At 69.2% G+C, this 13138-nt stretch carries 14 protein-coding genes and 1 pseudogene; 10 read left to right on the top strand and 5 right to left on the bottom strand.

What is annotated here, in order from left to right:
* Positions 1 to 230 precede the first annotated feature (230 nt).
* Positions 231 to 1229: a GlxA family transcriptional regulator gene (locus tag NCC78_RS03165; protein ID WP_250791634.1), complete on the bottom strand. Its 999-nt coding sequence runs from the start codon at positions 1227 to 1229 to the stop codon at positions 231 to 233.
* A gap of 104 nt (positions 1230 to 1333) precedes the next feature.
* On the opposite strand from NCC78_RS03165, the gene NCC78_RS03170 reads away from it, so the two are divergent.
* Both NCC78_RS03170 and NCC78_RS03175 read left to right on the top strand, forming a co-directional pair.
* A complete protein-coding gene (locus NCC78_RS03170) occupies positions 1334 to 1765 on the top strand; it encodes a DUF6010 family protein (protein ID WP_250791636.1) in 432 nt (143 codons plus the stop codon).
* A gap of 212 nt (positions 1766 to 1977) precedes the next feature.
* A complete protein-coding gene (locus NCC78_RS03175; protein ID WP_250791638.1) occupies positions 1978 to 2118 on the top strand; it encodes a hypothetical protein in 141 nt (46 codons plus the stop codon).
* A gap of 141 nt (positions 2119 to 2259) precedes the next feature.
* Here NCC78_RS03175 and NCC78_RS03180 read toward each other — a convergent pair whose 3' ends face one another.
* Entirely contained in the window at positions 2260 to 4134 is a 1875-nt protein-coding gene (locus tag NCC78_RS03180) for a pectate lyase-like domain-containing protein (RefSeq protein WP_250791639.1), read from the bottom strand.
* An 888-nt stretch (positions 4135 to 5022) separates the two neighbouring features.
* On the opposite strand from NCC78_RS03180, the gene NCC78_RS03185 reads away from it, so the two are divergent.
* The 5 genes from NCC78_RS03185 (at position 5023) to NCC78_RS03205 (ending at position 9145) form a co-directional block, all read left to right on the top strand.
* Positions 5023 to 5250 (top strand): hypothetical protein, encoded by a 228-nt coding sequence (locus NCC78_RS03185; RefSeq protein WP_250791641.1) that lies wholly within the window; start codon positions 5023 to 5025, stop codon positions 5248 to 5250.
* Between the two features lie 328 nt (positions 5251 to 5578).
* The gene (locus NCC78_RS03190; protein ID WP_372495039.1) at positions 5579 to 5917 is read left to right on the top strand and encodes a VOC family protein; all 339 of its coding nucleotides are present in this window, start codon (positions 5579 to 5581) and stop codon (positions 5915 to 5917) included.
* Between the two features lie 766 nt (positions 5918 to 6683).
* Positions 6684 to 8258, top strand: coding sequence for a hypothetical protein (locus tag NCC78_RS03195; protein WP_250791643.1), 1575 nt, complete (start codon positions 6684 to 6686; stop codon positions 8256 to 8258).
* Positions 8259 to 8559: 301 nt separating this feature from the next.
* On the top strand, positions 8560 to 8700 hold the full coding sequence (locus tag NCC78_RS03200) for a hypothetical protein (RefSeq protein ID WP_250791645.1): 141 nt from the start codon (positions 8560 to 8562) through the stop codon (positions 8698 to 8700).
* Between the two features lie 25 nt (positions 8701 to 8725).
* Entirely contained in the window at positions 8726 to 9145 is a 420-nt protein-coding gene (locus NCC78_RS03205) for a putative type II toxin-antitoxin system PemK/MazF family toxin (protein WP_250791647.1), read from the top strand.
* A 12-nt stretch (positions 9146 to 9157) separates the two neighbouring features.
* Here the strand turns inward: NCC78_RS03205 and NCC78_RS03210 are convergent, their stop codons facing one another.
* Complete coding sequence (locus tag NCC78_RS03210) at positions 9158 to 9541, bottom strand: acetate and sugar kinases/Hsc70/actin family protein (RefSeq protein WP_250791649.1); 384 nt, start codon at positions 9539 to 9541, stop codon at positions 9158 to 9160.
* A 35-nt stretch (positions 9542 to 9576) separates the two neighbouring features.
* Positions 9577 to 10386, bottom strand: coding sequence for a DUF5984 family protein (locus NCC78_RS03215; protein WP_250791651.1), 810 nt, complete (start codon positions 10384 to 10386; stop codon positions 9577 to 9579).
* 90 nt (positions 10387 to 10476) lie between these two features.
* On the opposite strand from NCC78_RS03215, the gene NCC78_RS03220 reads away from it, so the two are divergent.
* The 3 genes from NCC78_RS03220 (at position 10477) to NCC78_RS03230 (ending at position 12806) form a co-directional block, all read left to right on the top strand.
* Positions 10477 to 11595: a hypothetical protein gene (locus tag NCC78_RS03220; RefSeq protein ID WP_250791653.1), complete on the top strand. Its 1119-nt coding sequence runs from the start codon at positions 10477 to 10479 to the stop codon at positions 11593 to 11595.
* A 51-nt stretch (positions 11596 to 11646) separates the two neighbouring features.
* Complete coding sequence (locus NCC78_RS03225) at positions 11647 to 12357, top strand: hypothetical protein (protein WP_250791655.1); 711 nt, start codon at positions 11647 to 11649, stop codon at positions 12355 to 12357.
* A gap of 266 nt (positions 12358 to 12623) precedes the next feature.
* Complete coding sequence (locus tag NCC78_RS03230; RefSeq protein ID WP_284706214.1) at positions 12624 to 12806, top strand: ATP-binding protein; 183 nt, start codon at positions 12624 to 12626, stop codon at positions 12804 to 12806.
* A gap of 50 nt (positions 12807 to 12856) precedes the next feature.
* Here the strand turns inward: NCC78_RS03230 and NCC78_RS03235 are convergent.
* Positions 12857 to 13138, bottom strand: a pseudogene (locus tag NCC78_RS03235) (hypothetical protein); the annotation flags it as partial.

The raw sequence follows: 13138 nt of genomic DNA on the forward strand, positions 1-13138 counted from the left end.
TGGTCCTGGCCGCATGCGGCGGTCCTGGCCGGGGCTGCCCTGGCCGACGCATCCGGGCCCGGCCGGCGCCGAGCAGCCACATCCCCACTGTGACCGACCGGGCCGACAGTCCTGCGCGCTTCGACAGCCCACTGCTCGCCCGGCTGGCCGAGCCGACTTCTTTCTCCTGCGACAGCGGATCCTGCTCGCATAGGTCACACACCGCGACCGCCTTCTTCGTGCAGAGCCGGTTACCGCGACTGTCCCGTTGATTCCCGGTTGCCATCGATGCTGATGGACTGGTCGGCGTTTGGGGGTGGGAACGCGCGGCGGTATGCCGACGGGCTGACGCCGACGAGGTCCTTGAACCGGTCGCGGAATGTGGTCGCTGAGGTAAACCCTGCAGCTTGCCCGACCTGCTCGACTGGCACGGCGGTAGTTTCCAGCAGGTGCTGTGCCCGGCGCACCCGGTGGTGGGTGAGCCATTGCATCGGCGTCGTTCCGGTTTGTTGACGAAAACGCCGCAGCAACGTTCGAACACTGACAGTAGCTTCAGCTGCTATGTCGTCCAGGCTGAGGTCACTTGCGGTGTTGCTGGCCAGCCACTGCAGCAGCGGGGCGAGGGAGTTGCCCTGCGCTGTGGGCGGTTCGTGGCTGATGAACTGCGACTGGCCGCCGGCGCGTTCCAGCGGCATCACCGAGGTGCGGGCTACGTCAGCCGCGACGGCGGCGCCGTGGTCGCGTCGGACCATGTGCAGGCAAAGGTCGAGTCCAGCGGCGGCACCCGCCGAGGTCAGCACATCGTGCTCGTCGACGTACAGCAGGTCCGGCTCGACGGTGACGGCGGGATAGCGCCGGGCAAGCTCTGGTGCCGCGGCCCAGTGGGTTGTGGCTCGACGGCCGTCGAGCAGGCCGGCCGCGGCGAGGGTGAACGCGCCGACGCAGATCGACGCCACCCGGGCTCCCCGGGCTGCCGCCGCCCGCACGGCAGTCAGGACCTGCGGTGAGACAGGCGCCTGGAGATCCGCGACGCCGGGCACGATCACCGTGTCCGCGTCGCGTAGCACGTCCAGATCCCACGGCGCGCGAAGGATGAACAGCCCGGCATCGACATCGCGGCGGTCGGCGCACACCTTCACCTGGTAGGCCGCCCGCCCGTCACGCAGTCGAGCTCTGCCGAAAACCTCCAGCGCCGTCGACAGGTCGAAGCCGACAACCCCGTCGAAGGCCACGACCGCTACCGCATGCATCCGCTGACGCTATCCCGGCTGCCATCAACAGCGTGGCGAGCAGCCGTTGATGGTTGGCGCTCACGCCGCTGTTCGCCACCACTGACCGGTCGTAGCGTTCTGGCGTGATAGTGATCGCGCCGATTCTGATCGGGCTGGCTTACGCCGGACTGAACTCCTTGATCCCTGCCGCGCACCGCCGGTCGTTCAACGCGGTGATGGTTGCCGGGGCGGGTGCCGCATATCTCAGCGGCGGCTTCGGAGTCTGGGAACTGCTGTTCACCGCAGCTATGACGTACGTTGCCTTCAGGGGACTGCGCTCCTGGCGGTGGATCGGCCTGGCATGGCTCATGCACACCGCCTGGGACGTCCTGCATCACCTGCACGGCAAACCGATCTTGCCGTTCGCGGCACACTCCTCGCTGGGCTGCGCGGTCTGCGACCCCGTCATCGCCCTGTGGTGCCTTGCCGGCGGCCCGTCCGTGAAGGACCTGTGGCGGCTGTGGTCGCCGCGGTCGATCAACAGTGGGCACGCCACCGAAGGCACTGCCGGGTAGCCGACGAGCGTAGGGGTTTGTCGGCCGACTGATGTTCCTCGGTCAGTAGCCGTTGGGAGTCAGGACGTCCACGAAGATCGGATCCCGCTCGGTGCCGCCAAGCGTGATGGAGTCGTACTTGCAAGATGACCGTGCCGCCGTGCGTCGCCCGGTGCTGACAGCGCCAGCTGGTCCGGAGGCAGGTGCGCCTGCTCCTTCACCCAGTCCGTCGCGTGTCTGTCGGAGCCCTCACCTACCGCGACGATCGCACCGGCTGCGAGGTGGCCGTGCGCCTGCTGCGACCAACCCTTCCACCCACCTGCCCGTCGCCCTGGGCGACGACCCCGGGCTGGGCGTACCCGGCGGCACCGTGACTATCGCCAGGCGTTGCGCCGCGCCGGTGAAACGGACCTCGGGGTACTCGCACCGATCCGGAAACGGCCGCGGGATCCTTCCCGCGGCCGTTCCCGTGTGCTCATCCCGGGCAGGCGGTTGCGTCGGCCCCGTCGGTGCCGTTACGAGATCGGGTACTCCGTGAGGTAGACCGGCGCGCCGACCCGGGTCGTGTCGGCCGGCTCACCCACGCCGTTGACCACGTGGTCGATCGTGCCGGCGCTGAGGTTGACGGTCATGATGTGGTGCAGCCTGACGCCCGGCGTCACCGGGACCTCGAAGCCGTTCTCGGTGTGGATCGACGGGTTGTTCTGGTTGAAGACGTACACGCCGCCGCCGTGCAGGGTGTGGTGCTTCACCCGGTCGCCGACCTTGTAGCCGGCCCACCCCTCGACGTCGCCGTTCATCCAGTCGGCCTGCGTCGGCGGGTCGTACGGCAGCTCGTTCTGGTACAGGACCGTCGTACCGTGCTCGCCGTTCCAGACCGTGTTGTACCGCTGGAAGTGCTCGACGAACAGCCCGGTCGCCGTCACGTGGTCGCCGTTGATGACGGCACCGTAGCGACCGGTGTTGGTCCGCCAGCGCTCGGTGTCTCCGTTGACACCCTCGCTGAAGCCTTCGACGCCGTGGTCACCGCGCCAGACCCAGGTGTGGTCGATGAGGACGTGGTCGCTGTTCACCTCGAGCGCGATGTTCGTCCGGCCGATGTGCGGCCCGCCGACGCGGAAGTACACGTCGGACAGCGTCGTCGGGTTGTGCGGGGTGCTGGCGTTGCGGCCGTGCTTGCGGCCCACCCGCAGCAGGACCGGCGACTCCGTGAGGCCGGCGTCGATCGTGACGCCGGCCACGACCACGCCGGGGACGCCGGCGACGTCCAGCGGGACGGCGCCGTTCACGGCGGTGAGGGTGGCGTGGCCCAGGCCGAGGACCACCGTGTCGGGGCGCCTGACCTCGATGCTGCGTGCGATGTCGTACACGCCCGGCGTGAGCAGCAGGTGCCTGCCGCGCGCGAGCTGGCTGTTGATGACGTGCACCGGGTCGGACGGCTTGGCGATGAAGAAGTCGCGGATCGGAATGGTCCGGCCCGGCGTCATGCCGGCGGCCCAGGAGACGCCGCGGCTGTCGCGCTGCACGGCGGGCACGCGGACGTTGTAGCGGCCCTTCGCGTCGACGTACAGGTAGGGCCTCTCCCGGCTCAGCGGGGTGGTGTCGAGCGTGGTGTACGGCGGGTTCGGGAACCCGGCGTCGTCCGGAGCGCCCACGACACCGGCGAACACCTGGTTCCACACGGCGTTGGACCAGCTGGCGACCTCACTGTTGCGGGTCAGCCACTGCTGCTGCGAGCCGTTGATGGTGGCAGGCAGCCGCGAGTCGGCGATGAAGCCGCCGCTGGCGTACTGGGGGCCGGCGGTGCAGTAGTCCATCAGCGACAACCCGCCGCCGCTGATGTCGAGCCGACGCATCGACACCGCCTGGGACACCGCCCAGAAGTTCGCCGACGACCGGCAGCCGTCCTGGCCGGCCGCGTTGATGTTGATCGACAGGTTGGACAGGGTGCGCCAGAAGTTGACCAGCGCGAGGCAGTTGCTCGTGCCGCCGCCCTCGAGGCAGCGGTTGTAGACCTCGACCTTGCCGTTGATGTCCACGTCGGTGGGCGAGGCCCCGAGACCGGAGATCTCGGTGTAGTAGCCGACGTTGACCTGTAGCGGCTGCTCGGCGGTGCCGTAACTACCCGGCTTGAAGAGGTAGGCGTACCGCTCGGTGCCCATCTCGTTGCCGACCTGCCGGGCGTGCGTCGCGTCGAGCGTCGCCTGGATCTCGCCGACCGGGGTGCTCGGGTCGAAGATCTTGACGTTGGGCCCGAAGTCCGGCGTACCGTGCCGCGACGGACCGGCGGTCGCCGCCGTGTTCGTCGCGGTGGCAGCTGCGGTCAGCACGAGACCGAACACGAGCGCCCGGCCGATTCGCCGCCGCACGCCAGGGGACTGCGTCGTCATCTAGTTCGTCCTCTCCGCCGGCCGGAAGATGTTCCGGACGCAGCGACGCGGGGGTGGGAGGTTGCCGTCGATGAGTGCGGGAGCCCCTCGCGACATGCCGTAAGAGAGCGCTCTCTGACTCCGTCCGACTTGTATCACGCCGTGAAAAAAGGGGATAGCATGTTTCTACCCTGTAACCCGGCCATGCGCCACGGTCAGGACCGTGATTTTTCGCCAGCCCCGCGTCGACCCACCACGAAGGACGGTCCCAGGCAACGTGCGTGTGCGGTCCCACAGCCCGTATTGGTAGGCCCTCGCTGTCCCGGCACACTGTGGCCCACGCTATTTCAATGCCGGCTTCCGGCCCCTGCACCGCCGAAGCCAGATCCCGACCGTTGCGGCGACCTGGGGAGCAGCGGCCTTGCCTGCAAGGGTGCCGAGGCTCGACGGCGAGCGCCCCGGCGAAAAACACCCATCGACACGGCAACATTTCTGACAGTGTCGGATAGGTTGCACAGCGTGCCGACGGATGAAGATGAGGCTGCCCGGATGCGCCACACCCGGGCACAGGATGACGCGAGCGACGCGTGGATGCTCGCAGTGGCGGACAGCGCCCGCAGAAGCAGTCGCGTCCGCGATGACGTGCATGTGTGGGTCTCTTCTGCGCCACCTCGCGCTGGCGCAACGCCGAACGGCGCCTTCGCTGCCGGCGCAGCCGGGACCGCGGGTACGCCAGACCGCCCACTCGCGGTGGCCTGGTTCGCACCCCTAACACCGGCGATCACGCAGGCGCTCGACGGACGCGACCAGGAGGCGCAGGTGGAAGCGGCGATAGCCCTCGGACTCCCCCGATGGACACGCGGTGCCGCGCCACCTCCGGCGCCAGGCTGGTATGTACGTAGGCATCCCATGGGCCTGGCGCTGCACGATCCAACCCAACAAGTCTTCGCCACCGGCGTCATCGAGGTCTCAGTGGAGTGGACTTCCGCTGCGCTGACGGTCGGCGCGGTCGCCGCCTACGGCGTTGCGTCCCTTGATCCACACACGCCGGGCGCCGGCCCGAGTATCGGCGACTCATTGCGCGACGCGCGACGCGCGGGACGCATCGCGGCTGGCTACATGTCCCTGCGCTGGTGACGCCCGCGGTGTGGCTGGCGGCCAACGAGACCCGCCTGATCCGCGCGTTCGTCGACCTCACCGTCGAGCAGCCCCACCAGCACAGGCACGCCCGCTCAGCAACTCCATCGGTCCGGTCCCGCCCGGTCCAGTCCGCCCCGGTGGCTCCCGCGGGTGGCTCCCAAACTGCCAGCATGGGAATTGGAGCCAGCGTTGGTACGACGGCCGCTGTTGGTGTCGTGCTGGGGTCAGGCTGGGGTCAGGGAGCACGAGCGCGGTGGCGTGCGGCACGTCGATGGGTACGAACAGCGGTATGGCAGATCGACCTCGGCTGACCTTGGCCGCCACTGTGCTGGACTCCCCCGATGCCCGGGAACTCGCGGCGTTCTACGAACGCCTGCTCGGGTGGTCGCGGCACGACGACGAGCCGGATTGGGTTACGCTGCGCGCCCCGGACGGCGACGCTGGCCTGTCCTTCCAGACCGAGCCGGCATACGTGCGGCCGGTCTGGCCGGCTGGCCCGCAGCAGCCGCAGATGATGGCCCACCTCGACATCCAGGTCGACGACCTCGATGCGGCCTCGGCCCACGCCGTGGCCGTAGGCGCCACCGTGGCGGATTTCCAACCGCAGGAAAACGTGCGGGTGCACCTTGACCCGGCCGGCCACCCGTTCTGCCTATTCATCTAAGCCGCGCCAGTCGCCGGGCGGTCACGTGGCCTGGCTACGCAATACGAGATCCAGTTGGCAGGGGCAACCTTGGTATACCCGCCGCCGCCGTTGCAAGGCCCACTGCTCGTGCCGCATACGCATAGATTCGCTGCCGTTCGACTGGCTGTCCCGGCTGGAGTTGGCTTGGGTGACCGACAACCTCGCTCGCGACACGTCCGCCAGTTCACCGAGCACCCTGCGGGTATCGACCTCCTCTTCCTCGCCACCATCACCGACCAACCGGGCACCGACCCGAACTGGCTACCGCTACCCCGGCTGGTAACCGCCCTGCCTCGGACCCGCTGCGCTCCAGAGCCGCCCTGGCAGCCGCCCGAGGCCGAAGCCGCCCACGAACCGCGCGGCCACTGGCCTGGTTCGAGGCGGCCACGTAGCCGGCAGCTTCACCGATGACTCGCGGTGTGGCGCGGGAGGGGCGAACCCGAGGCGCCCAGCGTGGCATCTGAAATCTCCAATTCGGCCCGCAACCTTGTAGCATGCGGCGGACGACGGCCGGCACCCGAAGCGCGGCTCTGGTACGACTCGGCGGACGGCACTGGCCGCGTCGGGCGGCCGCGGCGCCGCTCAGGCCGGGGCCGAAGGAGAGAGGAACCTGCTCGGCGTGTTCCAGGAACCGGACCGGACCCGGATAACCGGCGGAAACTCAATCGGCAGGGCGCCAGACGCCGCGGGCGGCGCGTCAGGTGCCCACCCGCCGGAGGCGTGGGACGCAGAGCTGGCCAAGGCGGTGCGGCACATTGCCGTGCTGCGCACCGGGTTCTACGTCGTCGTGCTGCTGATCGCGCTCGGCGGCCAGGTGTCCGGGGCGATGGAACGGCTCGGCATGCCCTGGTACGTCGCCCTTCCCGCCGTCGGGGCGTTGGAGCTGGGCGGCGTTGTAGTGCTCGCGAACGCCGACGTGCGCCGTCGACTAGGCGAACCGGCGATGCTGTCCCGCGTGCTGTCGGCCGGCATCGCCACGGCCGCGGTCGCCTTCAACTGGCTGGCTCACAGCAACCACCTCGAAGGTGGTTTCTACGCGGGCATGTCGCTGCTCGGTTATCTGGTGTGGCTGATGAGCACCGAGAACCAACGGCGGGACCGGCTGCGCGCCAAGCAGCAGCTGCCACCCACGACGCCGGCGTACGAACCGGTCGGGCACTGGTTGCGACATCCGTGGCTGACCCGCCGTGCCCGCTCGCTGGCCAAGGCCGACCCCAGACTCGGGCTGTACGGTTCGCTCGACGCGGCCCGCGCACAGATCCGCGCCGAGCGGCGGCAGGCGGCGCTCAGCAAGGTGTTGCGCCGCAAGATCAGTCGAGCACTGGACACCACCACCGCGGACATCGCCGTGGCGGTGTACGACCTCGAGGAGATCGCCCGGCGGCTGGCCGAACAGGCGGACTACGACGGGCTCACCGCGCTGATCGCCGCCGATCTGGCACCTGCGCGCGTGCTGGCCGGGAACCTACCGGCCGGCGGCCGCCGCCGGCGGTGGCGTCGCACGGGCAGTGACCCTGTCGCACTAGCCTCGGCCGCGCGGCTGCTCGCCGATGCCCCGGAGCGGCTGCTCGCTCACGACCCCGGGCCGCTCACGGACGCGGCCCCCGTAGTCCCTGCGGCGGACGTGGCCTCCGGCGGGTCAGCGCGGCCACAGTCGGCCGGGGACGCCGTTCAGCAGGCGAACGGCACCGAGCAGGCGGGAGACGGTGACGAGCGACCGGGATCGGAGCGGTCCCGGGCGGTGACGCCGGACCGTACCGACCGGCAGGTGGAGCGGTCCGAAAGCACGGGCCAGGTCACCTCGACCACGGACCAGCCCGACCCGCTCCCCGCCTCCGACTGGGCGGCGCTGCACGCGGAACTCGCGCCGCTCCTGCCGGCAGCCCCACCGCGACGAACGCCGCGCAACACAGCAGGCCGGTCGGCCACCAGCCGGGCGGAAGGGCCGTCGACCACGGACGCGCCAGGCTCCGTCGCGGAGCCGACCGACACCGTGCCGCCGGCACCGACCCGCAGCCCGGCACCGACGCGGCGAACCGCGACGGGACGGGCAGGTGTCGCCCGAGTCGCCGACTTGGCGGGCGAGCCGGGGCCGGTCGCGGCAGCCACGCGAGAGCTACCCCTGGTGGCCGGGCGGGACCTGCCGGACCTGGTAAACACCGCGGCGAGCCGCACCACACCACCCGTCGCGGCCCCCGACGCCGTGGAAGGAGCCACCGAGCAACGACCAGCGCCGCGACCGCGGCAGCGCCGGCGGGACGACGCAGGCCCGCAACCGAGCTCGGAGACCATCCGGCGTCGGTCGAACACCAACGCTTGAAGCCTGTGAGGATCGGTTCGGCGCCGTCCACCCCTCGGCTTGACTGAGCTGGGGTTGCTATGGATCGCTGGCTGAACGAGCTGACCAACGCCGAGCGGGAGGAGCTGGCCCGGCTGCGCCAGGAGAGCCGCGGCAGCGGCTGCACTCGACCCTGGGCTACCGCACCCTGGCCGAGGCCCTCACCGACTACCAGACCACGCCTGACCAGCAATCCTACGAAGACCTGCCCAGAAGCCTTGACACAGCTCAGTAGGGGTAGCGGGTGCGTTTGATCGTGGTGACGGGCGTCTGCCGGTGACGTGTGCTGGCGAACTTCTCGACGACGCCGTTGGCGTTGAGGCACGCGCAGTACCTACGGCTCTCCCGGGACCTGGTGACTGCCCGGGTGGTCGAGCAACCTGCCGCGGCCGTCGCCCGCTACCTCGGCTGCGGTCTCACCTGAGCCCGTCCGCGCGGTAGTGTCGGGCATGGAACGCGGCGAGCTCTGGTGGGCACAGTTCGACGACAAGCGACCCGTCGTGCTGCTGTCGGGTGGTGCGGGGCCGGAGTTCCGGGCGGTGCAGATTGTCGCCCCGGCCACGCCAGTCGAGAAGCAGGGGTTCCTGCTGATGTCCGGTGAGCAGGCGGTCGACGCGGATGAGCGGCGCCGCGTCGTCGAGGCGGCCGGGCCGGACGTGCGGGCGATCGGCATCGAAGTCTTCTTCGGGGCGCAGGAGGGGCTCGCCGAGGATGGTGTCGTGCGGGTGGCGCTGCCCTTGGATGGGAAGATCTTCTGCACTTGGATGCTGTCCCTCGCCGGGGAGTACCTGATCGAGCGGATCGGGGTCCTCTCTCCGGCGAAGCGGCGCGAGCTCGACGTCGCGATGGAGCTGTCCGGCGCCGAGTGACGGCGGCCCGGCTCACCGCGCCAGTGCGCCCCGTGCGGCGAGCATCGCGCGGTGCGGGGAGGACCGGTCGCCGAGCCGGGCGGGTAGTACCCGCGCGGGGGGACTGACCCGGCCAGGCCAGGCCAGCAAGGACAGCTGACGGATGACCTCGTCGATATGTCCAGGGACCGACGCGGCGAAGCCGCCGATCACGATCGCCTCGGGGCGCACCAGCTCTTCCGTGCCGATCAGGGCAGCCGCCAGGGGCCGCGTAGACCTTTCGATCGCCGTGACGGCCGACGGCGTACGGCCGGGGAAGTCAGACCGCAGCTGGTAGACGTGCGGGTCATGGTCAAGTGCCCGCTTGTCGGCGCGACCGGGCGCCGCGACGCCGAGCAGCGCGGCAGATCCGCGCATCTGGTCTTGGCAGGCCGTGGTCGGCTCCGGGATCGCTAGGCCGTCGCGGCGCTGGCCTGATGTGGGTCACCGAGCAACCGGCGGGCGCCCTGACGGACGGCGTCCCAGTCGGTCTTGGGTGTGCGGTTGAGGTTCTTAGCGAGCCAGTGCGCCCGGTCCTCGTGTTCACGCCGCAGCCAGGCGAGATCAAGGTCCACTCCGGGCAGGCGGCCACGGCGTTCCAACTGTTCGACCCGCTGCAGCATCACCGTCATCAGCTCTCGGTCGAGCGCGTATACAGCCTCAACGTATGCAGCAGTCGGGACGCAGACCCGGACAGCCGGGCCGGCGATGAAACCGATCTCGCCGTTGTCCTCGTGCCGCCAGTCTACGGTGATCTCGTCGCTGTCGCCGCGGACAGTGCGCCAGAACCGAAGACTCGGAGCATTCCGCAGGTAACCGAGGTCCAGGTAGTGCGCGCCGTGCCAGTTCGCGGCCATGACCACCGGGTGGTCGGGCACATTCGGGTCGATGCCCCCGAATCCGTCCTCGTCACCGACGGTGACGAATGCGAGCGGATCGCATGCCCACTGCGCGGGGTCGGAGGCGATGAACAGCTGCAGGTCGGCGGGCACCGGCTCGAGGACGTCCGGCGTGAGGACATTGACGTCTTCCCAGAGCCGGGCCAGGTAGTAGTCGACGTAGGGATGCGGATGCTCGAGGCGGGTCCTTCGCAGCAACTGGTGCCCGCCGACCTCGAGCCAGTACCAGCCCTCGGTGAGCCCGAACCAGTGCAGCGTTGGTTGGTCACCGCCCCACGACGACACCTTGTCCAGCGGATACAGCTCGAAGCAGAACCCGATCATCAAGGCAGTATCGCGTAAGCCTCGTCGCGTCAGCGGATGTGGACGTAGCCGGTCGCGACCCCGTCCGCACGATAGCTGCTATGGTCCGGCATGCTGCTCAACCGCGTGCGTTTCACCGTCGATGCTGACCACAGCCAGTACCTGGTGGCCGATCAAGACGCCGACATCAGCCGTGAGTTCACCACTGGAGGCACCGGACTCATCGGCCCGCAGGGAGACGTGGCCGTCGTGTACACCGGCACTGCGTACGGCCCGGTTCGGCTCACGGTCGAGGCGCATGATGTCCCACCGGACCCCGACCCGGAATCCTGGGACGAAGTCGTGGACGTGAGTTTCGAGCTGCCCAGCGCAAGGCTGACCATCCGGACGCTCATGTCAGGCCCCGCCGCCACCTTTGACCTTGCATCCGGCAGGGGTGCCTACTGGCTCCGGCTGCAGGCGCGAGGACGCGACGACGCCCGGGACGACCCCAAGGGCGAGGACGACGAGCCGATCGAGGAACACCTGATCGTGGTCTGGCCCGCCGAAAGGGTCCCAGGCGTTCCGCACGCCGTCGTGCACAAGGCCACCGACCGGGTCGGTGCCTACCACCGACGCGAGGAGACTCGGCGAGGCAGCTCAGCGTCGTCCACTCTAGAGTTTCGTACCTCACCAGCGCAGTGGTCCATCCCTGACTGGGTACGGTGGCCAGCCGAGCCCGGCGTACAAGTGCCGGTCGACCAGGCCGTCCTCCGCTCGGCCCGTCTCGACTTGACCGTGACCGCGGTGACCGTGTACCGGACGGGGTGCCTGATTCCCCTCAATGTCCACGCGCGGCAGTCAGATCTGGACCTGCCCGGGTGGAAGAGGTTCAGCGATGTAGCAGGGCACGGGTTCGGGTTCCCCGGACACTCGCTTCGCCGCCCACTTCATCCCGATGCGCTCCGGCTGAGCATCGCCTGGCCGGGCCAGCCGCCGGTAACTTCGGCGAAGGCCAGGGATACCGACAGCCAGCGACCCGACGGGCCGACTCTCGTGGGCTACTGGCACGGCGCCATCGTCATGAGGGACTACGTGGTCGCCGACCACTGGGCGTGGCTGTGGCCGCGACCACCCGCGCACTCGCTGCAGCTCACGGTGGAGTGGCCAGCCCTGGGCGTACCACCAACGACGGTCACGCTCGACGGTGGTCGAATCGCCGCCGCCCACGGGCCCGGCGCTGACCACTGAGCGCCGGCTGTGGCCAATACGGCAGTCACACTTCGTCTTTGAGCAGACCAGATGGACGGCGGCCTGACCTGCTGGTTAGATCACGCCGTGACGACGGTGGAGGAGTTGTTAGCGGAGGCGGCCTCGGACCCGCGTGCGCCGGCGTGGGGCGTGTTGTATGAGCGGGCTTGCCAGGAGGGCTTTGACAAAGCAGAAGAGACGCTGCTCATCGCGCGGCTAGCGACCATCGCTTCTGTGTTCATGCCCGCTGATCGCGACGAGGTGCTGATCCTCGCCGGGAAACTAGCGGTCGATATGGATGAGCGATCTCACCGCCGGCAGGCCGACATCCTGGTGCAACTGTGTCACCTGACCACCGACTGGCTCCCGACGCCGGCTGACGCGCGGTCGTTTATCTACCGTCTCCGCGCGGTCATGGCGCTGGAAGGCGACATGCTCTGGGGCGAAGAACTCGAACGGCTCATCTACGACGAGGTCGAGGTCGAGTGCCCGAACTGTGAGACGTCCCTGTTCATAGCGTTCGGCGAACGGGGTCACTTCGCCACGCACGAGGACTATGCGACGAAGTCGGATGTTGCACAGACGCCGTTGCTGCCGGCGACATCTGTCGATCTTGAGGGCGTCGGCCTGCGGCTGTACTGCATGAGCACCGAAGTCGGACAGCAGTCCGTTGCCGAAGCGGTCACCCACGTATTCGGCCGCGCCACCTGCACCCAATGTGCTGGCACGTTCCGCGTATCGGACCAAATCGAGCGTTATTAGTACGGCGGTCACGTTGTTCGCTGAGCTGCTTCGGCTCCCGGCGCGGTAGTGACTGATTCGCACGAGGGCTTGGTGTCGGCGTCGCCAGTAGGACCAGCGCATCAGGTGGGCGATGTCGGGTGCCCGTTGGAGCAGCGCGGCGATCAGGCGTCTGATCTCTGGAACGATCAGGGCGATCACCTCTGGCGCAGCGGGGACGGTCAGGGCCGCGGTGGTGAAGGTCAGGACGGCCAGTGTCAGCGCTCAGGTAATTCCGCCAGGAGGCCGTGATCCGCTCCATTGCGATCACCGCCAACCGCGCACCCCAGGACTGGTATCCGCTGTTCCCCAACCCCGTCGTCGCCGAACCGCTGCTCGACCGGCTGATCAATACCAACCACCAGGTCTTCATGAACGGTCCCTCATACCGGCCGAACAAACGACCCAAGGCGTCGGTCACCAAAGCCTGAGCCGGCCCGCGGGTGCTGCCGAGACCGTGGGCCCACTGACCCGGCGTTGCTCAGCCGACCGGTCCCGTTGTCGCGTGCGGCCGTACCGCCGGTTCGAGCAGCGACAACGTCCGCTGCTGCGCATCGAGGGCGACGCGGATGCCGACCGGCATCGGCAGATTCGGACCGGCGTGTCCGAACTCGACGTTGCCCAGGACCGGGATGCCACGGTCGCCGAGGACGTCGAGGACTATCTCGGGCAGGGTCGGGGACGCGTCGGGCGCCCCGAGCCCGTCGATCGCGTACGGGACGCCCACGACCATGCCGGAGATCCGATCGAGGATGCCGCAGTG

The organism is Micromonospora phytophila, assembly GCF_023656545.1.
GTDB classification, from domain to species: domain Bacteria; phylum Actinomycetota; class Actinomycetes; order Mycobacteriales; family Micromonosporaceae; genus Micromonospora; species Micromonospora phytophila.

Excerpts from the sequence above, each read along its gene's own strand:
- NCC78_RS03165 (WP_250791634.1), bottom strand. The coding sequence starts at position 1,229 with ATGCATGCGGTAGCGGTCGTGGCCTTCGACGGGGTTGTCGGCTTCGAC.
- NCC78_RS03180 (WP_250791639.1), bottom strand. The coding sequence starts at position 4,134 with ATGACGACGCAGTCCCCTGGCGTGCGGCGGCGAATCGGCCGGGCGCTC.
- NCC78_RS03185 (WP_250791641.1), top strand. The coding sequence starts at position 5,023 with ATGGGCCTGGCGCTGCACGATCCAACCCAACAAGTCTTCGCCACCGGC.
- NCC78_RS03205 (WP_250791647.1), top strand. The coding sequence starts at position 8,726 with ATGGAACGCGGCGAGCTCTGGTGGGCACAGTTCGACGACAAGCGACCC.
- NCC78_RS03210 (WP_250791649.1), bottom strand. The coding sequence starts at position 9,541 with ATGCGCGGATCTGCCGCGCTGCTCGGCGTCGCGGCGCCCGGTCGCGCC.
- NCC78_RS03215 (WP_250791651.1), bottom strand. The coding sequence starts at position 10,386 with ATGATCGGGTTCTGCTTCGAGCTGTATCCGCTGGACAAGGTGTCGTCG.
- NCC78_RS03220 (WP_250791653.1), top strand. The coding sequence starts at position 10,477 with ATGCTGCTCAACCGCGTGCGTTTCACCGTCGATGCTGACCACAGCCAG.
- NCC78_RS03225 (WP_250791655.1), top strand. The coding sequence starts at position 11,647 with ATGGACGGCGGCCTGACCTGCTGGTTAGATCACGCCGTGACGACGGTG.